33 protein-coding genes are annotated in these 25,102 nt (G+C 39.3%); 22 read left to right on the top strand and 11 right to left on the bottom strand.

Features of this window, described 5'->3' with window-relative positions:
* Positions 1-126 precede the first annotated feature (126 nt).
* The 5 genes from JOC74_RS20155 to JOC74_RS20135 all read right to left on the bottom strand — a co-directional run bounded on the left by JOC74_RS20155 (position 127) and on the right by JOC74_RS20135 (position 4,968).
* Positions 127-1,485 carry an LLM class flavin-dependent oxidoreductase gene (locus JOC74_RS20155; protein ID WP_053602300.1) on the bottom strand — a complete coding sequence of 453 codons (1,359 nt, stop codon included), beginning with the start codon at positions 1,483-1,485 and terminating at the stop codon, positions 127-129.
* A 19-nt stretch (positions 1,486-1,504) separates the two neighbouring features.
* Positions 1,505-2,356 carry a MetQ/NlpA family ABC transporter substrate-binding protein gene (locus JOC74_RS20150; protein WP_053602299.1) on the bottom strand — a complete coding sequence of 284 codons (852 nt, stop codon included), beginning with the start codon at positions 2,354-2,356 and terminating at the stop codon, positions 1,505-1,507.
* A gap of 73 nt (positions 2,357-2,429) precedes the next feature.
* Entirely contained in the window at positions 2,430-3,083 is a 654-nt protein-coding gene (locus JOC74_RS20145) for a methionine ABC transporter permease (RefSeq protein WP_053602298.1), read from the bottom strand.
* On the bottom strand, positions 3,022-4,104 hold the full coding sequence (locus JOC74_RS20140) for a methionine ABC transporter ATP-binding protein (RefSeq protein WP_053602297.1): 1,083 nt from the start codon (positions 4,102-4,104) through the stop codon (positions 3,022-3,024). Before JOC74_RS20140 ends, JOC74_RS20145 begins: the two co-directional genes overlap by 62 nt.
* A 33-nt stretch (positions 4,105-4,137) precedes the next feature.
* Positions 4,138-4,968 carry a MetQ/NlpA family ABC transporter substrate-binding protein gene (locus JOC74_RS20135; protein ID WP_053605954.1) on the bottom strand — a complete coding sequence of 277 codons (831 nt, stop codon included), beginning with the start codon at positions 4,966-4,968 and terminating at the stop codon, positions 4,138-4,140.
* A gap of 363 nt (positions 4,969-5,331) precedes the next feature.
* On the opposite strand from JOC74_RS20135, the gene JOC74_RS20130 reads away from it, so the two are divergent.
* From JOC74_RS20130 to JOC74_RS20055, 16 genes are all read left to right on the top strand, one after another.
* Entirely contained in the window at positions 5,332-6,648 is a 1,317-nt protein-coding gene (locus tag JOC74_RS20130; protein WP_053602296.1) for a homocysteine synthase, read from the top strand.
* Positions 6,649-6,983: 335 nt separating this feature from the next.
* Entirely contained in the window at positions 6,984-7,172 is a 189-nt protein-coding gene (locus tag JOC74_RS20125; RefSeq protein WP_053602295.1) for a YezD family protein, read from the top strand.
* Positions 7,173-7,357: 185 nt separating this feature from the next.
* Positions 7,358-7,525 carry a Fur-regulated basic protein FbpA gene (locus tag JOC74_RS20120; RefSeq protein WP_053602294.1) on the top strand — a complete coding sequence of 56 codons (168 nt, stop codon included), beginning with the start codon at positions 7,358-7,360 and terminating at the stop codon, positions 7,523-7,525.
* Positions 7,526-7,559: 34 nt separating this feature from the next.
* Entirely contained in the window at positions 7,560-8,024 is a 465-nt protein-coding gene (locus JOC74_RS24035; protein ID WP_280882965.1) for a riboflavin kinase, read from the top strand.
* A gap of 365 nt (positions 8,025-8,389) precedes the next feature.
* Positions 8,390-9,406: an LLM class flavin-dependent oxidoreductase gene (locus JOC74_RS20110; protein ID WP_053602293.1), complete on the top strand. Its 1,017-nt coding sequence runs from the start codon at positions 8,390-8,392 to the stop codon at positions 9,404-9,406.
* Positions 9,396-10,724, top strand: coding sequence for an LLM class flavin-dependent oxidoreductase (locus JOC74_RS20105; RefSeq protein WP_211086297.1), 1,329 nt, complete (start codon positions 9,396-9,398; stop codon positions 10,722-10,724). The genes JOC74_RS20110 and JOC74_RS20105 overlap by 11 nt, the downstream gene beginning before the upstream one ends.
* A gap of 14 nt (positions 10,725-10,738) precedes the next feature.
* A complete protein-coding gene (locus JOC74_RS20100; RefSeq protein ID WP_053602291.1) occupies positions 10,739-11,008 on the top strand; it encodes a glutaredoxin family protein in 270 nt (89 codons plus the stop codon).
* 63 nt (positions 11,009-11,071) lie between these two features.
* The gene (locus JOC74_RS20095) at positions 11,072-11,602 is read left to right on the top strand and encodes a GNAT family N-acetyltransferase (protein ID WP_098945178.1); all 531 of its coding nucleotides are present in this window, start codon (positions 11,072-11,074) and stop codon (positions 11,600-11,602) included.
* Positions 11,603-11,625: 23 nt separating this feature from the next.
* Entirely contained in the window at positions 11,626-12,444 is an 819-nt protein-coding gene (locus tag JOC74_RS20090; protein WP_053602289.1) for a transporter substrate-binding domain-containing protein, read from the top strand.
* Between the two features lie 37 nt (positions 12,445-12,481).
* Entirely contained in the window at positions 12,482-13,183 is a 702-nt protein-coding gene (locus JOC74_RS20085) for an amino acid ABC transporter permease (RefSeq protein WP_053602288.1), read from the top strand.
* Between the two features lie 17 nt (positions 13,184-13,200).
* Positions 13,201-13,911, top strand: coding sequence for an amino acid ABC transporter permease (locus tag JOC74_RS20080; protein WP_053602287.1), 711 nt, complete (start codon positions 13,201-13,203; stop codon positions 13,909-13,911).
* Entirely contained in the window at positions 13,908-14,678 is a 771-nt protein-coding gene (locus JOC74_RS20075) for an amino acid ABC transporter ATP-binding protein (RefSeq protein ID WP_053602286.1), read from the top strand. The genes JOC74_RS20080 and JOC74_RS20075 overlap by 4 nt, the downstream gene beginning before the upstream one ends.
* Positions 14,679-14,707: 29 nt before the next feature.
* Positions 14,708-15,322 carry a GNAT family N-acetyltransferase gene (locus JOC74_RS20070; protein WP_082363659.1) on the top strand — a complete coding sequence of 205 codons (615 nt, stop codon included), beginning with the start codon at positions 14,708-14,710 and terminating at the stop codon, positions 15,320-15,322.
* Positions 15,237-16,412 (top strand): amidohydrolase, encoded by a 1,176-nt coding sequence (locus tag JOC74_RS20065; protein WP_053602285.1) that lies wholly within the window; start codon positions 15,237-15,239, stop codon positions 16,410-16,412. The genes JOC74_RS20070 and JOC74_RS20065 overlap by 86 nt, the downstream gene beginning before the upstream one ends.
* A 249-nt stretch (positions 16,413-16,661) precedes the next feature.
* Positions 16,662-17,261, top strand: coding sequence for a TetR/AcrR family transcriptional regulator (locus JOC74_RS20060; RefSeq protein WP_053602284.1), 600 nt, complete (start codon positions 16,662-16,664; stop codon positions 17,259-17,261).
* Positions 17,262-17,369: 108 nt separating this feature from the next.
* On the top strand, positions 17,370-17,513 hold the full coding sequence (locus tag JOC74_RS20055) for a P-loop NTPase family protein (RefSeq protein ID WP_192841163.1): 144 nt from the start codon (positions 17,370-17,372) through the stop codon (positions 17,511-17,513).
* Here JOC74_RS20055 and JOC74_RS24380 read toward each other — a convergent pair.
* The 3 genes from JOC74_RS24380 to JOC74_RS20040 all read right to left on the bottom strand — a co-directional run bounded on the left by JOC74_RS24380 (position 17,451) and on the right by JOC74_RS20040 (position 18,423).
* Positions 17,451-17,717 carry an aldo/keto reductase gene (locus JOC74_RS24380; RefSeq protein ID WP_211086296.1) on the bottom strand — a complete coding sequence of 89 codons (267 nt, stop codon included), beginning with the start codon at positions 17,715-17,717 and terminating at the stop codon, positions 17,451-17,453. The genes JOC74_RS20055 and JOC74_RS24380 overlap by 63 nt on opposite strands.
* 50 nt (positions 17,718-17,767) lie before the next feature.
* Positions 17,768-17,989, bottom strand: a complete 222-nt coding sequence (locus tag JOC74_RS20045) for an aldo/keto reductase (protein WP_053602283.1) — start codon at positions 17,987-17,989, stop codon at positions 17,768-17,770.
* 143 nt (positions 17,990-18,132) lie between these two features.
* On the bottom strand, positions 18,133-18,423 hold the full coding sequence (locus JOC74_RS20040; RefSeq protein WP_053602282.1) for a putative quinol monooxygenase: 291 nt from the start codon (positions 18,421-18,423) through the stop codon (positions 18,133-18,135).
* 153 nt (positions 18,424-18,576) lie between these two features.
* On the opposite strand from JOC74_RS20040, the gene JOC74_RS20035 reads away from it, so the two are divergent.
* Positions 18,577-18,792 (top strand): helix-turn-helix domain-containing protein, encoded by a 216-nt coding sequence (locus JOC74_RS20035; RefSeq protein ID WP_082363657.1) that lies wholly within the window; start codon positions 18,577-18,579, stop codon positions 18,790-18,792.
* Positions 18,749-19,063 carry a winged helix-turn-helix transcriptional regulator gene (locus tag JOC74_RS20030; protein ID WP_053602281.1) on the top strand — a complete coding sequence of 105 codons (315 nt, stop codon included), beginning with the start codon at positions 18,749-18,751 and terminating at the stop codon, positions 19,061-19,063. Before JOC74_RS20035 ends, JOC74_RS20030 begins: the two co-directional genes overlap by 44 nt.
* A gap of 240 nt (positions 19,064-19,303) precedes the next feature.
* On the opposite strand, the gene fsa is transcribed toward JOC74_RS20030, so the two are convergent.
* Together fsa and JOC74_RS20020 are read right to left on the bottom strand one after the other, a co-directional pair.
* Positions 19,304-19,984, bottom strand: coding sequence for a fructose-6-phosphate aldolase (gene fsa, locus JOC74_RS20025; RefSeq protein WP_053602280.1), 681 nt, complete (start codon positions 19,982-19,984; stop codon positions 19,304-19,306).
* 200 nt (positions 19,985-20,184) lie between these two features.
* Positions 20,185-20,319: a BA3454 family stress response protein gene (locus tag JOC74_RS20020; RefSeq protein WP_053602279.1), complete on the bottom strand. Its 135-nt coding sequence runs from the start codon at positions 20,317-20,319 to the stop codon at positions 20,185-20,187.
* Positions 20,320-20,699: 380 nt separating this feature from the next.
* Here JOC74_RS20020 and JOC74_RS20015 point away from each other — a divergent pair, with 380 nt between their 5' ends.
* From JOC74_RS20015 to JOC74_RS20005, 3 genes are all read left to right on the top strand, one after another.
* A complete protein-coding gene (locus JOC74_RS20015) occupies positions 20,700-21,338 on the top strand; it encodes a LysE family translocator (protein ID WP_053602278.1) in 639 nt (212 codons plus the stop codon).
* A gap of 74 nt (positions 21,339-21,412) precedes the next feature.
* Positions 21,413-22,198, top strand: a complete 786-nt coding sequence (locus tag JOC74_RS20010; RefSeq protein WP_053602277.1) for an aminoglycoside adenylyltransferase domain-containing protein — start codon at positions 21,413-21,415, stop codon at positions 22,196-22,198.
* A 24-nt stretch (positions 22,199-22,222) separates the two neighbouring features.
* Positions 22,223-22,789 carry an SF0329 family protein gene (locus tag JOC74_RS20005; protein WP_053602276.1) on the top strand — a complete coding sequence of 189 codons (567 nt, stop codon included), beginning with the start codon at positions 22,223-22,225 and terminating at the stop codon, positions 22,787-22,789.
* A 226-nt stretch (positions 22,790-23,015) separates the two neighbouring features.
* Here the strand turns inward: JOC74_RS20005 and JOC74_RS20000 are convergent, their stop codons facing one another.
* Positions 23,016-24,104, bottom strand: coding sequence for a citrate synthase/methylcitrate synthase (locus JOC74_RS20000; protein ID WP_053602275.1), 1,089 nt, complete (start codon positions 24,102-24,104; stop codon positions 23,016-23,018).
* 101 nt (positions 24,105-24,205) lie between these two features.
* On the opposite strand from JOC74_RS20000, the gene JOC74_RS19995 reads away from it, so the two are divergent.
* On the top strand, positions 24,206-25,081 hold the full coding sequence (locus JOC74_RS19995) for a LysR family transcriptional regulator (RefSeq protein WP_053602274.1): 876 nt from the start codon (positions 24,206-24,208) through the stop codon (positions 25,079-25,081).
* The last annotated feature ends 21 nt before the right edge of the window (positions 25,082-25,102 follow it).

The raw sequence follows: 25,102 nt of genomic DNA, 5'->3' as shown, positions 1-25,102 counted from the left end.
AACCGGGGCTCGGCGATCAAGACACGTCAGAAAATTAAATATTAAAAACTATTTTTAAAGAAGGCGGACCATCACGTGTACGCCGCCCTATTTTTTATACTTACTTTGAATTCTAGTAATTCTGTCTCATTTAGAAACTGTTTTATTTGTCCGGTCTTCTTGAACAAATTGATTATTAGGCTTATTGAGGTCTAAATGATCTCTAAGAGTATCTCCTTCATAATCGAGACGGAATAACCTCCGTTCCTGCAAAATAGGAATTACAAGATTCACAAAATCATTAAGCCCATCTGGCAGCAAGGGGAATTGAACCATAAATCCATCAGCAGCTTTTTCAGTGAACCACTTTTCCATCTCATCTGCAATTTGAGCAGGTGTACCGACAAATCCGTCTCTTCTTGCTGCACCAAAAAATCTCGTGTAAAGGTCGCCAATAGTTAGGTTTTCTTCCTCGATGATTTTTTTCATTTCAGTAAACTGGCTTTGGATACTGTTAACAGGAGGAAATTCCACCTCTGATGCAGGTGTATCAAGGCTGTATTTTGTGAAATCGACATTGCCCATGTATCCTGATACGAACTTCAAGCCTTCGTATGGATCAACGAGCTTTTGCAAGTCATAGTATTTTTGCAGAGCTTTTTCCTCAGTTTCTCCAACGATCGGGGAAATGCCGTGAAGGATGTGGAGTTCATCCTCGGTTCTGCCATACTCTGGGAGCCTTGCTTTAAGCTCTTTATAAAAGCTCTTTGCTTCCTCAATATTATCCCGATGGGCAAATACAACTTCTGCGGTTCTTGCCGCCAACCTTTGCCCCGGCTCAGAAGAACCAGCTTGAATTATTACCGGCTGTCCTTGCGAAGAGCGTGCAATATTTAATGGTCCTTTTACCGAGAAATATTTCCCTTTATAATGGAGTTCATGTACTTTATTTTGATCAAAAAACTTTCCTGATTCCTTATTATATATAAATGCATCATCTTCCCATGAATCCCATAACCCCTTGACAACATCAAGGAATTCTTCCGCTCGTTCATAGCGATGATCATGCTCCCAGTGATTTTCGCGGCTAAAATTCAGAGCAGTTTCTCCTGTAGCATCAGCCGTAGTCACAACATTCCAGCCTGCTCTCCCTCCGCTTACGTGATCTACAGATGCAAACTGACGCGCAAGCGTGTAAGGTTCATTGTAAGTCGTTGATGCTGTTGCCGCGATTCCGATTTTCTCTGTAGCCGTCGCCATTGCTGTAATGATTACGATTGGATCAAACCGATTCAGGATCTGCGGATGAGATTCTGCGTTTACTGCCAGGCTATCTGCAATGAAGGCAATATCAAATTTCCCTTTTTCCGCGATTTGTGCAAGCATTTTATAATAGGAAGGATCAATGCTTGCATTCGGTTTAGAATCAGGATGCCGCCATGAAGCAACGTGCATGCCTGTGCCGATTAAATACGCCGCAAGCTTCATTTTTCTAGCTTTTGTCATTTCCTTCCCCCCATTTAACCTATTTACTTTTATAAGTCTCTTTATAAGTACTCAATTCTTCCAAGCTAATAAAGGTTGGAATATAGTTTCCTTTATATGTTTCTTCTATGAATTTAGCAGTATCATCAGATTGATAGATTTCTACGAGTTTTTTTAAAGATGCTTTATCCTTATCTTCATTTCTCGCAGCAATGATATTAATATACGGCTTCGCTGTTTTACTTTCGTGAATAAGCGCGTCCTTCAAACTAAGGCCGGCTTCAACAGCGACACCATTGTTAATAATTGAACCTGCTGTGTCCTGCATGACTCGTGGAGTATTGGCTCCATCAACCGGAACAATTTCTATTTTCTTAGGGTTATCTTTAATTTTATCTTCACCGCCGTTACCATCAAAGTCATCAACAACGGTTAAGAGGCCTGCTTCCTGCAGAAGGATTAATGCCCTGCCCCAGTTTGACTGGTCATTTGGTACAGCAATTTGCGCTCCATCAGGAATTTCCTCAACAGATTTATATTTCTCAGAGTAAAGGCCCAGTGGAGCAATAATAGTCGTACCAATTGGCACAATATCAGTACCATTCTTTTCATTAAAAACATCTAAATAAGCAACGTGCTGAAATGCATTTACATCAATATCTCCCGCTGCTAATGACTGATCCGGGTCATACGCGGAAGAAAAATTCACAATTTCCAGCTCCAATCCTTCTTTTTCTGCCTTATCCTTGATAAATTCCCACGTACGAAGCTCTGAATTTCTAATGCCTACCTTAATTTTATCTTTTTCTCCTTTTCCGCTGGATGACACGCTTGAGCAGCCTGTTAAAGCAAGAATAACGATGAAAAATATGAATAATGCCGATTTCTTCATTTATAATTCTCCCCTGTCTTTTTATAACCAACGCTCTAATTCCCACTATTTGCAATTATGAAATAACAGTCTTTTATACTCTTCTGATTTTTCGTTCGACAACATTGCCGATCGACTGGATACCCTGTACGATGATAACAAGAAGAACTACAGTAACGACAATCGTAATCGTACTGAACCGTTGATAGCCATAGGTGATGGCCAAGTCTCCAAGTCCGCCTCCTCCAATAGCACCAGCCATTGCAGTCGCTCCTATCAATCCAATCGTTACCGTCGTTAAGCTTAGGATCAGGGAAGCAAATGCCTCAGGTATTAAAAATCGGAAAATGATTTGCATCTTTGAAGCACCCATTGCTTGGGCTGCATCGATAATGCCTTCTTTTACCTCAAGCAAGGAATTCTCAACAAGCCTGGACATATAAGGCCCAATATGTAAAACTAGCGGAACTATGGCGGCTGTTGTACCTATCGTTGTACCGACAACCAGCCTGGTAAACGGAATGATAGCCACGAGCAATATTATAAACGGAATAGATCTGAAGATATTTACGACCGGATTCAAGATCGAAAAAATAAACCGGTTTTCAAAAATATGTCCTTTTCGTGTAACAACCAGCAAAATTCCCAGCGGAATCCCAATCAAAGCTCCGAAAAAAAGCGAAGCACTAACCATGTACAATGTTTCCAACAAGGCTGCTATGATCAGTTCTGTGCTTACTTCTAACATTATCAATCACCTCTCTAATATTGACTTTTTGTTCTGAAATATAGGCCCTGGCACGTTCAATTTCAGCTTCGGCTCCTATCAACTCCACAATTAAATGACCGAATGGAATTCCTTGAAGCTCAGTAATATTTCCAAACAAAATATTGGCTTCGACGTCAAAAAGCTTGGCTACATCAGAAATAACATGCTGCCCTGTACTAGTTCCAAGAAATTCAAATTTATAAATTTCGCTATAGCGTTCACTGTTTTCCAGCAAATCATAAACACTTTGCGGAATTTCATCACGAACGATCGAACGAACAAAATTTTTGGCGGTCTCGGTTTGTGGATTTGAAAAAATATCAAAAACACTTCCCGTTTCAATAATTTTGCCGCCCTCCATTACGGCTACCCGATTGCAAATCTGTTTGATAACGTCCATTTCATGTGTAATGATCAATATCGTAATTCGATATTCTTCATTGATTTTTTTGAGCAGCTTCAAAATAGATTCTGTTGTTTGCGGATCAAGTGCCGAGGTTGCTTCATCACATAGTAGAATCGAGGGATTTGTCGCTAAGGCGCGAGCAATGCCCACCCTCTGCTTTTGTCCTCCTGAAAGCTGGTCTGGATAATTTTCAACTTTATCCTCCAGACCGACAAAACGAAGCAGCTCCTCCACTCGCTGTTTTATTTCCTTTTTAGGCTTTTTACTTAATAAAAGAGGCATTGCTATATTTTCAAACACCGTTTTTGAATCAAGTAAATTAAAATGCTGAAATATCATGCCGATATTTTTCTTCGCTTTCCTTAGCTCTTTATCGGACAATTTTGCCAAATTTTGCCCATCAACTATGACTTCTCCGGAAGTTGGAGATTCCAGCAAATTAACAGTACGGATCAGCGTGCTTTTACCTGCACCACTTAATCCGATTACGCCGAAGATATCACCTTTATCTACTGTTAATTGAATATCTTTTAGTGCTTCTATCTTTTTTCCGCCGCTTTCAAACATTTTAGAAACTTTTTCAAATTTAATCATGGCAATCCCTTCCCTGCATTATGTTAAGCTTTACTAGAAAGCCGGAATTACAGCACCCTCGAATGTATCTTCTATATATTTTCTAACCTCTTCTGTAGTTAGTTCCTTTGCCAGCTTTTGAATGCTTTCATCATCTTTTTTGTCTGGCGTCGTTACTAAAATATTTACGTAAGGAGATTCCTTTCCTTCTATAATCAATGCATCGTCAACCGGTTTAAGATCAGCCTCCAGGGCATAATTCGTATTGATCGCCGAAGCTTCCACATCATCGAGAGAGCGGACTAGAAGCGGTCCATCAACTGCGATAAATTCAAGTTTTTTCTCATTCTTTGAAATGTCTTCAACTGTAAAGGCATTATCGCCGGATTGATCATTATCAAGTTCGATAATCCCATTATCAGCAAACAGCTGCAGTGCGCGCGAAAAATTCACTGGATCTTTTGGAACAGCAACCTTTGCCCCTTCTGACAATTCATCAATCGATTTTATTTTTTTTGAGTAAACACCGAAGGGCTCAATATGCACTCCTTTTACATTGACAAGATTCAGTCCGCTATCTTTATTCGTTTGTTCTAAGTATGGTGTATGTTGAAAATAGTTTGCATCTAGTTCACCGTTTGCCGTTTGTTCATTTGTTTGTATCCCATCATTAATAGCTACAACCTCAAGTTTAATTCCCTGTTCTTTCAATTTAGGTTCAATAAACTTTAATATTTCTGCGTGAGGTGTTGATGCTGCGCCTACTTTTAGGACGACATCCTTCTTCTTGTCGCTCGTTCCAGTTGATGCTGCGCTGTCATTGTTGCCGCATCCACTTGCAATCATTAATAATATAAGTAAAATAAACCAGCGATACTTCTTCATTTGTCCGTCTCCCCCAAAATGATTCTTATTAAAATTACCTTTTATAAAAAAAGACAAAAACATTGAGAATATAATAATACTCATCGTTTTCGTCTCCAGTGGTCCGGTCGACAGTTATTTGATTGTATGATGGCTAACGATAAGGTATTCACATTTATTCCAACTAAACTTATCAGATTAATCTTGTTAAAAACAATAGCAAACACATTTTTACCTGTCAATAACAGCTTATAAAAATTTTAAAGATGATAACTTCTTTAAAACACACTTGACAGATAGGAATTATTGTAATAATCTCTGAATTAATTTTCAAAACAGAAATAAAAGAGGAAAATCATTTAGCAAATCTAAGGAGGAATTCAAATGTCAGAAGAAAGACGATTACGAAGCGAAACAAAATCTATTCATGCTGGACAGCAACTTGATCCCGCCACTTTATCCCGTGCTGTACCTATTTATCAAACCACTTCATTCGGATTTCGTGACAGTGAACATGCAGCAAGCTTGTTTGATTTAAGTGAAGAAGGCTATGTATATACACGAATTATCAATCCTACTACAGATGTTTTCGAACAGAGAATTGCCTCTTTAGAAGGCGGCGTTGGCGCACTAGGCGTTGCATCTGGACAGGCCGCAACCACATACTCTATTCTCAATATCGCTTCTTCTGGTGATGAAATTGTTTCCTCCAACAGTTTATATGGGGGAACATACAATTTATTTTCCTCTACCCTGCCCAAATTCGGCATTCACGTGAAGTTTGTAGACCCTGTAGACCCTGAAAACTTTAAAAAAGCCATTACTTCAAAGACGAAAGCCATTTACGCAGAATCTGTAGGAAACCCTAAAGGCGATATTTTAGATATTCAATCCGTTGCAGATATCGCTCATGAAAACGGTATCCCTCTTATTGTAGATAATACATTGCCGAGTCCGCATCTTTTGCGGCCGATTGATTTCGGAGCAGATATTGTCGTTCACTCAGCAACGAAGTTTATCGGCGGTCATGGAACCGCCATAGGAGGAGTGATTGTCGATAGCGGAAAATTCGACTGGGCTGCCAGTGGAAAATTCCCAGACTTAACCGAGCCAGATCCAAGTTACCACGGCATCGTTTACACTGAGGCTGCAGGTGAAGCCGCTTATATCACAAAAGCCCGGGTTCAATTATTAAGGGATATAGGTGCAGCTCTATCTCCATTTAATTCATTTCTTTTGCTTCAAGGATTAGAAACATTGCATCTTAGATTAGAACGGCATAGTGAGAATGCTCTGAAAACTGCAGAATTCCTAGAATCGCATGAACTGGTCGAATGGGTTAGTTACGCAGGTTTAAGCAGCCACCCATCATATTCGTTAGCTCAAAAATACTTACCTAAAGGACAAGGAGCTATTTTGACATTTGGAATAAAGGGCGGCGTAGAAGCAGCCAAAAAATTGATTGACTCTGTACAGCTATTTTCTCATTTAGCAAATATAGGAGACTCTAAGTCACTTATTATTCATCCGGCAAGCACAACACACCAACAACTGTCTGAACAAGAACAGCTCTTATCCGGGGTAACACCAGAACTTATACGATTGTCTGTAGGGACAGAGGCAATTGAAGATATATTAGAAGACTTAGACTCGGCACTTAAAGCCAGCCAACAATCGAAAAAGACTACACACGCTTCATAAACTTATTACCTTTTAGTAAAACGGTCATTTACAAAACGCTTCACGCTTTTCGTATTCACAGGACCCCTTATATAGGGGTTTTTCATTTTTATATGAGTATGTCTCAGCCCTCCCTCATGTTCATCCAGAAATAAGCTGATTAGATAGAAAAGAAAATATTTTTTTAAAAAAATCATTCTTGTGTTGATTTCGCTGAAAATCCATTATATGATATATAAAACCTATATAACCAATTGTTTAACTCGGAATTAATTTCTTATTTATCGCTGAGTCTAAATCCCGGCAAAAAGTCCATTTTGTTCGGGAGAATTACACTTGAAAAGGGGAGAAAGTAGTTGTCTTCAAAAAATAAAATTGATCAAGAAGTCATTGATAAAATCATCAGTTTTTTGGAAGGTATTGAGTATGGAACAATCCAGATCACCATCCACGACTCTCAAGTAACACAAATCGAAAAAGGTGAGAAATTTCGTTTTTCTTTGAAAAAAGGCGAGGAGCAGTTAAGAAGATTTAAAACGAACTAGAATAATGGTTTCAAAACTAACGAGCTTATATTTAACAATAATTTCTTATTTTCGACCTGCTTGTATGAAACCAACTGGATAATTAGAGGTTAAATTTATGTTATAAATGTGGAATTTTTTGTTTTGAATGACTCTTCTAATGATAAACGATAAAACGTTAGCTTTCTAAAGGGGAGGATAAATAAATGTCCAAGTTGAGTGAAGCAGTATATCGGAGGAAAGAAAAATTAATTGAAGAGTTAATTGCATTAGGTATATATAAAAAAGAGGAACATCATCTCTATGAATTAACATTATCTGAGATTGAAACTGAATACAGTCATGAAATAGAACGAAAGAAACCACTTGAATAACTTAAAGGCTTAATCGACTAAAGGAGTGTTTTCGTTGGCATTAACAGCTTCATCTCCAAACTTTAATGAAGATCGGCTTATTTCAGGCAGAGTAGTCACAGGCAGGAAGCTAGGAAGACAATTAGGCTTTCCTACAGCTAATATTGATGCGAATGTTAACGGCTTGGTTAATGGAGTTTACGGTGTCGTTGCCGAACTCCGTGAAACGAAGTATTTAGGTGTAATGAATATAGGTGTAAAACCAACTGTTGATTCAAATTTACAAAAAACAACGGAAATATTCCTATTAGATTTTAATGACAATATATACGGAGAATATTTAGTATGCGAGTTACTCTTTAAAATTAGAGAGGAAAGAAAGTTTGCTTCATTAGAGTTATTAAAGCAACAAATCAAGGAGGATATTTTATATGCGAAAGAACGTTTTAAACTCACTGGAATTACTACAAAATCCGAGCAAAACTACTTTACTGAAAAACGAGTATTTAAATCTTCCTGACTTGAGCTTTTATAACAAATGCAATCAAATGTACCGTATAAATAGAGGGGTATATAATTCAATAGATAATTGGTTTTACGAGTATGGTGTGATTAATATTATGTTTAGACGCATCTATATTTTAGCTTTTTTAGAATTTGTGAAAGACGAAAATCATGATTCTCAGAAATTTATGAGATTTGGACATGGCGGACTGACGATAAAACTTAAGGAATTCACTACGACTTTTTCAAATGAATATTTTGTGACCAGTCAACTGGAGCAGCAATTCTTACACTAGAAGAATGTGCTGCTTTTTTTATCATTAATTTTGAAAGTCACAGGTCGTTAGATAGAAAACTGATTAATAACTGGAGGAACAACATATGGGTTATAAGCTTGGTTTGTTGGATCAAAGTCCAATTCATGATGGAGAGACAGCATTTGATGCACTGCAGCAAACGATTCGTCTAGCCCAACAGGCAGAAGAATGGGGCTATTCACGTTTTTGGGTTTCAGAACATCACCATGCAGAGCAACTGGCTGGATCATCACCTGAAGTGTTAATCTCCTATTTGCTGGCCAGGACGAATTCTATCCGTGTAGGATCAGGCGGCGTTATGCTTCAGCATTACAGTCCTTATAAAGTAGCTGAAAATTTTCACGTCCTATCCACATTGGCACCTGACAGAGTAGATCTTGGCATTGGAAAAGCTCCAGGCGGCCTCCCCCTTTCCACAAGAGCACTGCAGTTCGGAACGATAAATGATGGAAAAGATTTTGAAGGCAGATTCTCATTTCTGCATCAATTACTTGAAAATTCAGTCGATAAAACGCATCCGCTTGCGGGTATTCAAGCTACACCGCTTCCGGCTGGAAAAACGGAGAACTATTTACTTGGCGCAAGTCCTAAAAGTGCAGAATTGGCTGCTAAATTTGGCTGGAATTTCGTTTTTGCAAGATTTATTAACAGCGATGATACGATTCTTGAAAAAGCGGCCAAAGTTTATCACAGTCAATATCCTGAAGGAAGGTTTATCGTATCGGCCGCTGTTATCGCTGCATCCACACAGCATGAAGCTCAGCAACTTGTAAAATATCAAAAAGTGTTTAAGGTCCATTTAAAAAGCGGGAGGAGATTTACCCTTCAATCAGCCGAGCAGGCAGAAGCCTTTGGAACGCAAGCCGGAGAGCCGTATGAGGTAACTGCACATGAGTTAGATATAATTGCCGGAACTCCGGCGTTTGTACACGAAGAACTAGAGCATTTGCATAAAACATACGGCGTGGATGAGTTTATATTGCATTCCCCCATCCAGCAAAAAGAAGCAAGAAGCACGTCTTTTTATCTATTAAGCCCTGCTTATACGAATGCAAAAAGGAATGAAAAATATGTCTTATAAAAAACAAATTCAATTTGGTGTCATGCTCCATGGAGCCGGGGGACATATGAATTCGTGGAAGGATCCAGCAGTTCCGGCGGATGCAAGTGTAAACCTGAAGTATTATCAATCTATTGCAAAGCAGGCTGAAGCAGCAGGGTTTACATTCGCATTTGTTGCAGACGGGCTGTACATTAACGAAAAATCAATCCCTCACTTTTTAAATCGTTTTGAACCTATTACGGTTTTATCTGCACTTGCAACAGTTACATCAAAAATCGGCTTGGTTGGAACATTGTCAACATCTTACAGCGAACCATTTACTGTCGCCCGCCAATTTGCATCATTGGACAAAATAAGCGGCGGTCGTGCTGGCTGGAATGTTGTTACTTCCCCGCTCGAAGGCTCTGCGGATAACTATAACAAAGGAAAGCATCCGTCTCATGCACTGCGTTATGAAATTGCAAATGAGTACTTGCAGGTTGTCAAAGGCTTGTGGGATTCATGGGAGGATGATGCTTTTTTACGGAATCGGGAAACGGGGCAATTTTTCGATCAAAATAAGCTCCACACACTAAATCATAATGGCCGGTTCTTTCAAGTAAAAGGACCGCTCAATATTGAAAGATCTAACCAAGGACAGCCGGTTATTTTTCAGGCAGGTGCATCAGAAGCAGGACGAAATCTTGCTGCAAAAGAAGCCGATGCAGTGTTTACTAATGCCGAAAGCCTTGAAGAAGCACAATCGTTTTACAAAGATGTGAAGCAGCGGGCTGAATCGCTTGGCCGAAATAGAGATGAAGTCCGTATTTTCCCTGGCATTCACCCGATAACTGGAGAAACGATTGAAGAAGCTGAAGAAAAGTACAGATCTATACAAGAACTTGTATCCATAGAAGATGCACTTAATTACTTAGGCAGATTTTTCGATCATTTTGATTTTAGTGTATTTCCACTCGACGGGCCCTTTCCCGATGTTGGTGACGTAGGTAAAAATAGCTTTCAGTCGACAACTGATCGAATTAAACAGAAAGCACGGGAACAAAATTTAACACTTCGTGAAGTTGCCCTGCAGGTAACAACGCCGAAAAGCACTTTTTTTGGGACATATGAACAAGTTGCCAATCAATTCATTTCCTGGATTGAAAACAGCGGCGCAGATGGATTTATTTTTGGAGCACCGATCCTATCAAGCGGTTTGAATGATCTCATTGAGAATGTCATTCCGATTCTTGAAAAAAGAGGGTATTACAGCCGCGAGTATAAAAGCGATACGCTTCGAGGAAATTTGGGTCTTCCCTATAAGGAAAATCAATATACAAAACACACAGTTTATTAAAGGAGGAAGTTAATTTGTCAAATACATTTTCAGTAATCGTCTGGTCAAAAGAAGGATGCCATTATTGTGAGGAAGTCAAACAATATCTGAAAGAAAAACAGGTCGGTTATCAAACGATTGATGTCACAGACAACGATGATCGCCGGGACATTTTAGAAGCAAAATACGGCGTCCGCCATGTACCAGTAGTTGAAATTGGTAAAAATGGAATTTACGAAGGCGTAACTAAGGTTGGTATCGACCATGTAGAGAAAGCATTGGCACCGTATTTACAAACTTCGTAATGTTTTTCGTTTTAATCCGAGTAAAAACATTAGATTAATAAATATTTCGGGGAGGGAATGAAATTGACGCAAACAATCCGATTGGCTTTACCGGAGGATGCTCACACCGTCCTAGAACTTACACTTCGGTCATACGAACCGATCCGAAAACTGAACATTAATTTTACAGCTGCAAATGCTGACTTACAGCTTGTTTTGAATAATATCACCCGAAATGCGATGTACGTTCTTGAAGACGAAGGTAAGATTATTGCGACTGTAACAGTCAGGTATCCTTGGGCTAATCCTGATCACAGCGATCCTTACCCGTTCATCTGGTGGTTTGCCGTAGATCCGGAATACAAACAGAAAGGTATTGGTTCAAAGCTGCTCAATTTCGTAGAGGAAAACGTGCTACGCGATCAAGTGAAAGCTCCAGCAGTTTATTTAGCTACAGCCGAACGCCATCCTTGGCTCGTCTCGATTTATGAACGAAGAGGTTACCGAATTTTTGATGAAAAAATATACGAAGGCGACAAAATCGTCTTTCTTCGGAAAATTTTAAACGAACCTCTATACCGCATAATTGAAAACAAAGAACCAATTAGCAGTTAATAAGTTTGTTTTAGGAGGAAATGATGGATAAGAAAATCTGGTTACTATTCATATTATTATTTACTTTTTTAGCTTCAGCATGCTCAGGTGGAGAAACATCGGCAGGCTCTGATTCTGGAAGCGCAAAGAAAAATGTTCAAAAAATTATTGTCGGAACGGGCACACAATTCCCGAAAATCTGCTTTTTGGATGAAAACGGCAAGCTGACCGGGTATGATGTGGAGCTCGTTCGTGAGATTGACAAGAAGCTTCCGGAATACGAATTTGAATTTAAAACGATGGAATTTTCTAATCTGTTACTTAGCCTTGAAACGAACAAAATTGATTTTATTGCTCATCAAATGGAAGTGAATGAAGAGCGCCAGAAAAAATTCTTATTCAATAAAGAACCATATAACGTGTTCCCTCTCCATGTGGCGGTTCAAAAGGACAATAATACTATTCAATCGATCAAAGATTTAACTGGAAAAAAAGCAGTCGTTAGTGCAACGAGCAACTCCGCTGTATTCCTAGAAAAATACAATAAAGAAAACAATGCGGGTATTGATATTGTGTATTCGGGTCAAGGTGCTGATGATTCGATCAATCAAATTCGCACAGGTCGTGCGGACGCAACAATCACCACTCCATTTGCTGTTGATTTTAGAAATGAACAGGCGGATGCCCAGCAAAAAATTGTCGGCGAGCCGCTGTTGAATTCAAAGGTGTACTTCCTGCTCCGCAAAAATGAAACAACTTTGCAAAAGCGAATTGATGAAGCTCTTGTTGAACTAAAAAAAGACGGAGTTGTAAGTGAGCTAAGTAAAAAATGGCTTGGTGCTGACTACACAGTAGATTTTTAATAGTAGTAGTTTTAAACAAATCGAGGTGGTTTTAGAATTGGGGAAAGCATTTGATTTTACGTTAATTTGGGAATTTTTTTATACTCTTATTCCATATTTAGGAGTGACACTTCAAATTCTTGCCGTCTCAATCGTGTGTGGAATGGTCATCGGGATAGCAGCTGCTGTCCCGAGGCTTTTTCGTATTCCGATACTCTCACAGCTGGTTATCATTTACGTTTCATTTATTCGTGGAACGCCAATTTTAATTCAATTGTTCCTTGTTTTTTACGGCGTTCCGGCATTGCTCTCAATCATTAACCTTGACTTATCAAGAATGGAACCGATTTATTTCGTTATGATCACATATGCGATCAGTAACGGAGCCGTCTTTTCAGAAATTTTCAGAGGAGCTGTTCAATCTGTCGACTACGGGCAATCTGAAGCCGCATATTCAGTCGGAATGAATGATGTACAAACCTTTTTTCGCATAGTCATCCCACAGGCGATTGGTATTGCATTGCCCAATATTGCAAATTCTGTCGTGGGATCACTAAAGGACACTTCCCTTGCATTTACGATTGGTGTCATGGATTTGGTCGGCCGCGGCGAAACTTTAATTGCATCGAGCGCTCATGCTCTAGAAGTGTATATTTCACTTTCAGTCATTTATTACATCGTAGTGCTCATTTTTGAAAAATTATTTCGTTTATTTGAAAAGCATATCAACCAATATAAATCAGCTGTGCTAAAGCATTAATAAAGGGAGAGATTAATTTGGCAATTGATATTCCGTTTATTTGGACGGCTTTAACTGAAATAGTAAAGGCTCTGCCAATTACAATGATGCTCACACTTATCCCTTTATCTATCGGTTTTTTAATCGGGTTGGCAGTAGCGCTGATCCGAGTGTATGAAGTGAAAGGATTGACTGCAATTGCGAACGGATATGTCTCATTTTTGAGAGGGACGCCAATCATCATGCATATCATGATCATTTATTTCGGATTGCCGCTTCTTATTGATAAAGCAGCAGTACAGCTCGGATTAGAGTCCAATTCGCAAAATATCCCTATCATCATTTTTGTCCTGACAGCTTTGTCGTTAAGTGCCGGGGCATATTTATCAGAAGTGATTCGTTCGGGCATATCCAGCATTTCTAAAGGACAGGCGGAAGCTGCGTATTCTGTGGGAATGAATACGTTTCAGACACTGTTTCGCATCATTCTGCCACAGGCACTTGCACAGTCCATCCCTAACTTCACCAATATTTTTATCGGATTTTTGCATACATCATCTATTGCGTTTATCGTTTCGCAAAAAGAATTAACCGGAGCTGCCAATATTGTCGCTTCAACCAATTTAAAGTTTCTTGAAGCTTTTATTGCTGCGGGAATTATTTACTGGGTATTGACGATTCTTGTAGAAAGCCTATCGTCTCTTATGGAGAAAAAAGCTACATCTTATACAAGAGGAGGAGTTCGATGATTTATCTGCAGGGCATAAAAAAATCATTCCTGCATCAGGAAGTGTTAAAGGGCATTAATCTAACAATCGAAAAAGGAGAAGTCGTTACGATTCTCGGTCCAAGCGGTTCCGGAAAAACCACACTGCTTAGATGCGTAAACTATCTGGAAAAACCGGATGCTGGCACGGTCCACGTTGGTGCTATAAAGCTCGAAGCAAAAGAGGCTAAGAAAAAAGATATTATATCACTTCGAAAACAGTCTGCAATGGTGTTTCAGCACTACAATTTATTTGCCCATAAAACTGTCACTGAAAACGTTATGGAAGGACTAATTATCGCAAAAAAAATCAATAAGGCGGAAGCAAAAGAGCGAAGTGAACGAGTATTAGAAAAAGTCGGACTTTCCAATAAGCTGAATCATTATCCCAGCCAGCTTTCCGGCGGCCAGCAGCAGCGAGTCGGCATCGCACGCGCCCTGGCACTAAACCCGGAAGTTATTCTATTTGACGAACCGACATCGGCTCTCGATCCCGAACTCGTTGGTGAAGTTCTCTCTGTTATTAGAGACATTGCAAGAGAAGGAATCACGATGCTTATCGTTACTCATGAAATGAATTTCGCCCGTGAGGTATCAGACCAGATTCTTTTCATGGACGAAGGTATCATCGTTGAGAAAGGTACACCGTTTGAAATTTTCAACAGCCCCAAAGAAGAACGAACTCGCAGGTTTTTAAGACGTATTTCAAGAGATGCGGCTGACAACTGGCTGCAGGAAGAAGCAAATTAAGGAATAATGCGTAAGGAGGATAGATCTAAATGTCTCAAAACGTATCGATCACTGATCTAGAGGAACAAGATAGAGAAACCGTACGCCAGTTGTTGATCGATAGTTACAGTCAATATGAGAAGAAATTTGAAAATCCTGATATGTGGCTGAACTATTTAGCGAATATTAGTGCCTCAGTTGATAATCCACAAATTGATCGAATCCTGGTAGCGAAAAACGGGCAATCTGTACTCGGGACACTTCAGTTGTTTGAATCCTCGGAAAAGGCATATGGCCGTCCGGAACTGGAGATTTTTTCGCCGATTGTCCGTCTGCTTGCGGTTCATCCAGAAGCGCGGGGGCGTGGTGTCGGCCAGGCTTTGCTGAAAGAAAGCTGTCAATATGCAAAATTAAAAAGGGCAGAAAGCTTGTATTTGCATTCAACCGACCTGATGCAAAAAGCGATTCAATTGTATGAATGGCTGGGATTTAAACGAGACGAATCCAAAGAATTTTACAATCAAAATATACTTGTAAAATGCTATCGCTTTGATCTAATAAAAGAAGAAGGTGAATTTCATGAGCCCAACAGAACTAGAAGCCCGTTTAATTTCAATCCGCCGCCATATGCACCAATATCCAGAGCTGTCAAAAGAGGAGTTTGAAACGACAAAAGCGATCACAGGCTGGCTTCAAGAAAAACAGATTGAGATTCGTCCAACTTCGCTTGAAACGGGCGTATTTGCCGATATTAAAGGTGGAAAATCCGGAGCAACAATTGCTGTACGTGCCGACATTGATGCTTTGCCGATCGAAGAAAAAACAGATTTGCCGTACGCTTCAAAAATAAAAGGTAAAATGCATGCATGCGGACATGATTTTCATACAGCTGCCGCTATAGGTGCAGCTTATCTACTAAAAGAAGACCAGGAGAACTTACAGGGAAACATTCGTTTTTTGTTTCAGCCAGCTGAAGAATCAGGTGGAGGTGCAGTTAAAGTCATAAAAGACGGACAGGTTGATGATGTTGATGCAATTATCGGCCTTCATAACAAGCCGGAATTGCCGGTGGGTACGGTCGGGATAAAAAGCGGTCCAATCATGGCGGCTGTGGACCGCTTTAAAGTGAATATCAAAGGTAAAGGCGCTCACGCAGCTCTGCCAAATAATGGACGTGATCCGATTGTGGCTGCAGCACAGCTTATTTCATCTATACAAACGATTGTCAGCAGAAACGTATCACCCTTGCAGAGTGCTGTCGTTAGTGTAACGAGAATAGAAGGCGGAAGCACTTGGAATGTCATCCCTGAAGATGTAACGATTGAAGGAACGGTCCGAACGTTCGATAACACTGTCCGAAAGGAAGTAAAGGAACGGTTTTATTCTGTAGTAGAGCATGTTAGCGCCGCGTTTTCTCAGGAAGCAAAGATTCAATGGTTTGCTGGGCCGCCGCCGCTGATTAACCATTCGGAAATAACAGATGCAACCCGGGCCGCTGCCAAAAGGCTGTCCCTGCACGTCATAGATCCGGATCCGTCAACAGCCGGCGAAGACTTTGCTTACTATCTTCAGAATATCCCAGGATCGTTTGCTTTCTTCGGAACAAGCGGAAATGAAGACTGGCATCATCCTTCATTTACGGTTGATGAAAAAGCTATCGTTAAAGCCGCATATTTTTTATATGAAAGTGCAAAAGAACTGCTTGCTCAGCTGATGAATGTTAATGGAAAACAGAAAGTCTTTTCCGACTCATAATATTGGGCAGGAAAATTTAGAAACTTTGTCCCCCCTCCTGCCATACACATATTGTTGATTAGATTGACATCCTCCTTATGAAAGTTGGTTTTGGGTTATCCATTTTCAAAGGCAAGGATGTCTTTTTATTTATGCAAAAGCACGCAATCAACTTTCGCGCCTAATCCAGTTGTTCTTCTTTCAATCCATTACAAAGGATTCATGCTATGATAAAATCATACAAACAAACATAGAGGAGTTCAGAATGCTATGGCCCCATTAAATGAAAATCAATTGGAACAAATTCGCAATGAACGTAAAAATCAAATCATGTCTGCCGCTTTAAAGGTGTTCGCTGAAAACGGTATTAAACTGACGAAAATTAGCATGATTGCTGCCGAAGCGAGTATAAGCCACGGCCTGCTGTATCATTATTTCAAGTCCAAAGAAGAGGTTTTGCACGAAAGTCTTAAATGGGCAATGACCGGAGCAACCGAATTATTTCAAGAAATTAAAGCACTGCCGTTAACTCCTATTGAAAAAATCAAACATTTTATCCGTATCGCATTAACAGAAGGAAACAGCGATGTGTTTCGAGTGATTCAACATATCCTTCGAGCAAAATATCCTGTACCCGAACAATCGAAAGAGCTGATAGAACATTCTTCTGAAGAGTACGCACAACAACTGCTTCCGTTGTTTATTGAAGGTCAAGAAAATGGAGAGATCATCCAGTCAGATCCCCAAGAATTACTCGAGCTTTTTTTAACTGTCATTTCTGGGTTAATGATGGAAGGGGATTTTAATTGGTGGAATGAAAATATGGACAGGAAAATCGATCTACTTTTGAGGATGATATCGACACGCTAATCGAAAGCAAATTTTTATTAACAAAAGGTGGTAAGGCATTCATTCTTATATTGACTGATTTGGTCAATCTAAATTAAAGGGGATTTTCATTATGGGAGTGAGGTATTTATGGAGAATGCTCTAATTGAGGTTAAAGAACTAAAGAAAGCCTATGGAAATAAAGTTGTCTTAAATGGACTCAGCTTTAACTTAGCACGCGGATCCATTTTTGCTTTGCTTGGGGAAAACAACAACCGTCCGCTTAAAGTTTGATACACCGATGTAACGAACCTTCCCCTCTTGTTGCAATTTAGCAAGTGTTTGCCACCTTTCAAGATAATCTTCCTCTGGATAAGGCCAGTGAATTTGATAGAGATCGATCTCATCGAATCCCAGGGGTCTCAGGCTTCCCTTAACCTCTTGACGAATAGAATTTTCCTTAAGACAATGTGTAACACTATCTTCCGAACTGGGCAAAATTCCACACTTCGTAAATATATAAGGACGCTATTGAGAACCAATTTCCTTTAGTGCTTTCCCAACAATTTCTTCTGAGTGGCCATATCCATAAATGGCAGCTGTATAATCCAGTTGATTCCTAGATCGACAGCTCGCTTGATCGCATCATTAGACTCACGGTCATCCTGAGTCCCCCAAGCGAATGCCCAACTGCTGCCACTGATTGCCCAAGCACCAAAGCCAATCGGAATAATAAAAAGATCAGACGAACCCAGCTGTCTTGTTTGCATCATATACCTCCATATTAATATTTCGTAATTTAAAATGACAAAAAGTACAAGTGAGGCCGCGTAGAATAGTAAATAACAAAGTGACACCTCGAAAACGAAAAAGGAGTCTGTCACTTTGTATTTTTAACAACCAGAGAATCTGTTTATGATGTGACTGTTCCTTTTATTAACCATGTCGGACCTTGCGCATAAGCCGAAATTTCATCAAAAAAAGCTTTAAAGTAGGGTCCTTGGCAATGAAGGTCAAAAGCGGCTTCATCCTCATAAGCCTCATTAAGATAGAACCGATTGGGATTATCCTTATCTTCAATCAATTCAAATCGAAGTGTTCCGGGCTCATTGGCACTGGAGTCACGGCCATCTTGAAGTGCGGCACGTTTAAAATGTTCACGATGCTCTGCTAGTATTTCAAAACTAACGGCAATTACGTACATAAGATTTTTTCCCCTTTCTCCTTATGGTAAGGATCAGAATTAGATTTTGGAGTATTTCCTTTCATCCCAAGTATGCCGCCATCTAGAGAGTTGAACAATGACCCCAGTTAGACTAGAATAAAAACTACTACCCTAAAAAAGGAAGATAATCCGATGAACGATAAGCAAAGAAGAGCAGAATTGGCTGACTTTCTTCGTACACGTCGGGAACGATTGTCCCCAACCGCTTTTAATATTACAGTAGATGGAAGAAGGCGTATGCCAGGGCTGCGGAGAGAGGAATTGGCTCAGATATCAGGTATTAGTTATACTTGGTACATGAAGCTTGAACAGGGGCAAAATATTCAAGTGTCAGAGCAAGTGCTTTGAACTAATAGGAAAAAGGTGGACGGGTTTAATTATTTATGTGTTAATGAACGGACCTAAACGTTTTAGTGAAATTCATTCGATCATTCCGGATTTGAGTAAACGTATGCTTACGGAGAGAATGAAAGAACTTGAGGAGCATGGAATAGTTATACGTCATGTCATACCTGAACGTCCTGTACGGACAGAGTACTTACTGACAAAAAAGGGAACGGAATTAGGAAAAATTCTTGGTCACCTCACTGATTGGGCTGAAAGTTGGATTAAGGATTAATTCGAAGCGGTTTAAACCGCTTAAAAAGGAACAACGCACAAATTCACCATAAATTATTTAATTTGTTTTCTGTACGTTTAAATTAATAAAATGACAGTCATTCAGCAATTTTCCATTAATATCGATCTATGTATGAGATTCGGTTCGGACTAGCTTTTTAACCGCTAAAAATAAAAGTGGCGCTAGTATGATTATAGAGAAATCGATACTAACGCCACTTTTTAAGACGGATTGACACTTTTATTTTAGAACCTCAATTTTAGACGCTTTTTCCCAATCAGCAGCAAATTTTTCAATGCCTTGATCCGTTAGAGGGTGTTTGGATAGCTGCTCTATCACTTTATAAGGAACGGTCGCAATGTGAGCACCAGCCATTGCTACACGAGTGACATGATCCGGATGACGGACAGAAGCAGCGATAATTTGTGTATCGAAGTTTTGGATACGGAACAATTCAGCAATTTTCTCTACCAGCTGCACCCCGTCTTCTGATATATCATCAAGACGGCCAAGGAACGGCGATACATATGTCGCACCAGCACGAGCAGCTAATAGCGCTTGGTTCACAGTAAAAATTAGAGTTACATTGGTTTTAACGCCTTTATTCGTAAGATAGCGACAAGCTTCTAAACCATCTAACGTCATAGGAAGTTTAATAGTTACTTTCTCATCTCCGCCATTGATTTTTATTAGCTCATCTGCTTGTGCGATCATCTCTTCAGCTGTAATAGCGTCAGGGGTTACTTCTGCTGAAACAGATTCAACCGCAGGCACGGTTTGGCAAATTTCCGCAATACGATCCTCGAATTTTATCCCTTCTTTCGCAATTAAGGAAGGATTTGTGGTAACGCCTGATAAAACCCCGATTTTATATGCTTTTTTTACATCATCAAGATTAGCAGTATCAATAAAAAATTTCATAATTAATAACCTCCATTTTAATGTACGTTTATTATTCTTCATAGAATTACAACATAATGAGTGATACTGATGTAAAGTTTACTTTTATCCTCCCCCTTCTACTGTTACAACTGCAGTAACATTTATTATAATCTTCCTTTAACAAACCGAACCTAACATAGAAGTTCTTGTTAGATTTTTCTGAAAATTAAAATTCGATATCATTGTGTCCATTGTTTTTCAACTTGCTCTTGAGCCAAACGTAATATTTCTTCTTTCGCAATCTTTCGATCAACAATAACGTTTGTTTGATAGTTTCTTCCTTGGAAGTTTACTAAAACAGTTATTTCCACCATCAATTCTCAATCCTTTCTCTAATTTAAATATATCCGTACAAAAAAGCTACTAGGCGACTTATGCTATAATCACAAAACTAAGCAGGATTTATTAAAGCCGGACACTACATAAAGAAGATACTTGGGAAAGATGAGTGAAGTTTTTCACTTAGGTTATTTTATATAACTATAATATTCCTCCATATAAAGATACGTCAAGAGAAATATCTCAAAATTGTGAATTCGAATTAAATTAAAAAACACCTGCCTATAACTTCGATGTGTTTTTTTGTAACTGAATTGTTCTTTCGAAGGGTCATTCTTGCTTTGTTAAAAATTTGTATATTCATTTTCAATCTTCTATGTTAATCTGAACGTATTATTTTTGGAGGTGCATGAATTTGCTTGGGATAACGAGTTTTTGGCTTTTTCTCATTACAGGGATTATTTTAAATATTACGCCTGGTACAGATACGATTTATATCATGAGCCGCAGTATCTCTCAAGGAAAACTTGCTGGTGTATATTCCGTACTCGGAGTAAGTACCGGGGTTCTAGTCCATACGATGTTGGCTGCGTTTGGCTTATCAATTATTTTGACACAGTCTGTCCTCCTTTTTACTGCAATTAAGCTGATCGGTGCAGCGTATTTGATTTACCTCGGAATAAGGATGCTTTGGCAGAAGGGCTCTGCTCTAAGCAAGGAAATTCCTACTAAAGAGCATTTGTCGTTCAGAAAAATATATATGCAGGGCGTCATGTCAAACGTTTTAAATCCGAAGGTTGCGCTATTCTTCATCTCGCTCTTGCCGCAATTTGTGGCTACAGATAATCCTTATGGCCCTATTCCTTTTCTGATTCTCGGTCTAACCATATCTATTACGGGAACAGTTTGGTGTTTATTCATCGCTTATTTTTCCTCCTTTGCTACAACGAAGCTTAGGGAAAATCCAAAAATTGAAAGCATGATGAACAAGTTAACGGGAATTGTCTTTATTGGCCTGGGGATTTCATTAATGAAGACAAAATCAGCATCTTAGAGAAAACGGATTTGCCGGAGGAATTAATTATATCGGGACCTATACTTTTCATCCCTTAAGGTGGAGGTTCATTATTGAAAATCAATCATACAATTGAAAAGCTATCAAGTATCCTTCAAAACCATTTACAAAGCAATTTGGCCGGGATTTACCTTCACGGTTCCCTAGCAATGAATTGCTTTAACCCGATACACAGCGATATTGATTTACTCGTCATTTGCAAAAGCAAGCTAACTGATGATTCATTAAAAAGAAGATTAATTGATAACATGATGGCATTCTCTAATATCCATTATCCCAACCCTATTGAAATGAGTGTGATCCTCGGAGAATATGCTGGGAATTTTGTTTATCCGACTCCTTTTGAGCTGCACTATTCCGATTATCATAAAGAAAAATATACAGCAGATAATCAATATTTGGTCCACAATGATACGGATACTGATTTAGCAGCACATTTATACACGACGTATTACAGAGGAAAAACTATTTATGGACAGCCGATTAAAGAAATAATCAATTCTGTTCCGAAACACTACTATCTTGATTCCATAGTTCAAGATATTAAAAATGCAAAAAATGAAATTATTAAAAACCCCGTTTATTATTGTTTAAACTTATGCAGAGTTTTACGCTTTCTGCGAGATAAAGCCGTTACCTCTAAAAAAGAAGGCGGGGAATGGGGATTGAAGCATTTGGATAGAAAATATGCGGATATTATATCTGCTTGCTTAAGTCAATACTCAGGAAGATCATATAATGATAAATTAGATATTAATCCAGAAGTATTAACATCGTTCGCTGAATACATGCTACATGAAATCAAGCAAGAGCTTGGTAATAGTTATAGACTTCTCTGAAACTACTGAAAAGGAGCAATATCATTGCAATGGAGCAAGCTTAAGTCAACACTTGAAGAATTCATATGTAGTAGTTTAAAAAACCGAATCAAACTGCATGCGACAGTCTACAGAAAATCCCATGATGGACCTAGCCGAGTTTGGATAACCCTTGATAAAAAAGAGATCTTCTCTGCATCTATGATTACATATGAGGTAGAGCATGCAAAGCTTTACGAGAAAATAAAAGCGGAAAGAAAATTGAAGCCTATTCCTTATTCTTCTGATTGGAGACAAATGTTTCATTCGAAAGAAAGAGAAGCCTTAATCAAAGCATCGAATGAAATAGATAACATGTTGATCAACCAAGGTATTTTTGATCCCTTCGATGTTTATCAACCGTTTATGGCTTACAATTCACTTGCAATCGAGGACGCAATTAAGTCACCTGATGTCTTTACTCGTGCGTTTGCGATGTTTGACAAAAGGCTCGGAAAAAGGAGATTACTAAAGATTGGATTGCCATCGAATGCACATCCATTAATCGTGAAATTTTATAAGATTAGGTGTGAAGCGGAGGGAATGTACTTATCCTGCATTAACAGAGAATAAGCTCCAGATGTGAGGAATCGATTGAAATCCAGGATCGTTCAGACAAATATATACTGCGGGTTCCTGGATAAGCTCTATAATATGTGCCTCCTTTCCTTTTTATGTGCCTCTATCTACATTTTATATGCTTTCTGAAGCAGCTTTTGTCCGCGTCCATATTTTAAATATCCACACACCTAGCATAAGAAAAAAAGAGCAACCCATTTCTGAGTCACTCTCATTCTAATCAAACAAGCATCTTGCCGGTATACTTCGCCGAAGGTCTGTAAATCGTATTGTCGCTTGCCTGTTCCAGCACATGGGCACTCCAGCCGACGATTCTGCTAGCAGAAAAAATCGGCGTAAATAATTCGGAGTTTAAGTGAATGGCTTTCATTACGGCAGCCGCATAGAATTCGACATTTGTGTAAAGCTTTCTTCCCGGCTTGTATTCTTCCAGTAGGCGAATTGCCGTTTCTTCCACATGCAACGCAAGGTCAAGCTCACTGTTGTTTCCGGCTACCTCGCTTGTCTTTTTCTGTAAAGCTACTGCTCTCGGGTCTCTCGTTTTATAAACTCTGTGCCCGAAGCCCATTAATCTGTCGCCTTTTTCCAGCTTGTTTCTTAAATAGCTTTCTGCATTGTTTTTATCTTTTATTTCATCAAGCAGCTGAATTACGCCTGAAGGAGCTCCGCCGTGAAGAGGTCCCTTCATCGTTCCAAGTGCTGAGGTGATGGCAGAAATTAAATCCGACTCTGTTGATACGGTTACTCTTGCGGAGAAAGTGGAAGCATTCATTCCGTGCTCCATCGTTAATATCATATAGGCTTCCAACGCAACAGCTTCTGCACTGCTTGGCTTTTTTCCTGTTAGCATATACAAGAAGTTTTCAACGTGGCCAAGTGAATCGGAAGGCGGCACGAGCTTTTCTCCATTCATAGAACGTTCGCGAAAAGCGATGATCGTCGGAATGGCAGATATAAGTTCCAATGCCTCCTCATTTTTTGGCGGAAATTGGTGGGAAGAATCACCGAGAGAGGAGACTACTGTTCGAAGTACGGACATATGGTCCATTTCATGAGGCAAACTGCTAATCAGCTCTATGGCTGAATCTGAAAGGCTGCGATAACCAATTAATTTTTCTTTAAATGCAGCAAGTTCTTCTGAATCTGGCTTTCTATCAAAAAGCAACAGAAAAGCCACTTCTTCAAAGCTTGAAGATACTGCGAGATCTTTTGCATCATAACCTCTATAAATTAACTGGCCTACATCGCCATCGATGTGACTGATTTTTGTTTCTGTGCAAACAATCCCTTTTAATCCAACATGTACCATCATACTACCTCCTTTGTTCTTTACATTATACGTGATATACTTTTAAAAAAAATTAAATATTCTTCATATAATTAATTAATATTATTAATCAGGAGGCTTTCATGGATTTAAAATGGCTTCAAACCTTTGTTACAGCAGCAAAAAATGAAAACTTCAGACAAACTGCCGAAACCCTTTTTATTTCACAGCCTTCGGTTACCGTTCATATGAAATTGCTTGAGAAAGAACTTGGCATTAAGCTTTTTGAAAGAAAAGGAAGACAAATCTCGCTGACGGAGGAAGGAAGACAATACCTTCCGTATGCTCTCAAACTCTTAGAGGATTATGAGGACAGCATGGCGGATCTCCATCGGTTCAGACAAGGCTATTCAAATACGCTCAGCCTTGCCATTTCACCTCTTATCGCTGACACAGTTATGCCTTATGTTTTAAAGAGATTCACCACAGTGAACCCTGAGATTGAAATAACGGTGACAATTAGTGAATCAGATGAAATTGCGAATATGATCAATGACAATCAGGCAGATATTGGCTTAAGCCTGTTGAATGCACCGCAATCCTCACTAATTTGCAGGAGCCTCTATCAGGATCCAGTGATTTTGGTAGCTCCTCATGATGGCTGGGATGAATCGGCACCTCCGATTGACTGTGCCGAGCTCTTTGAAAATAATTTATTGTTTACTCATAGCCATCCGGTCTATTGGGACGACCTGCTTAGCAATCTGAGGATGAAGTATCCATTCATTCGTACGATGAAGGTCACTCAATCCTATATTACGAAACGGTTCATTTCCGAAGGGTTGGGTGTATCCTTCCTGCCTTCTTCTATCGTTAGGCGCGAGCTGATGGAAGGACGATTAATCAAAGTAGAGTGCAACAGTATCCAATTGCCGACAACAGGGGCTTACGTCCTATTTAAGCACGAAAATGCGAAGGAAAAAAAATTCTTGGAATTTTTGTCTCATTTTCGATTTTAAGCATAAGTATAAATTCCTCTT

This window comes from Bacillus capparidis (assembly GCF_017832095.1).
GTDB lineage: Bacteria > Bacillota > Bacilli > Bacillales > Bacillaceae > Bacillus > Bacillus gobiensis.
Note: the sequence above shows the minus strand (reverse complement) of the source record. Positions and strands in the feature narration are given on the sequence as shown.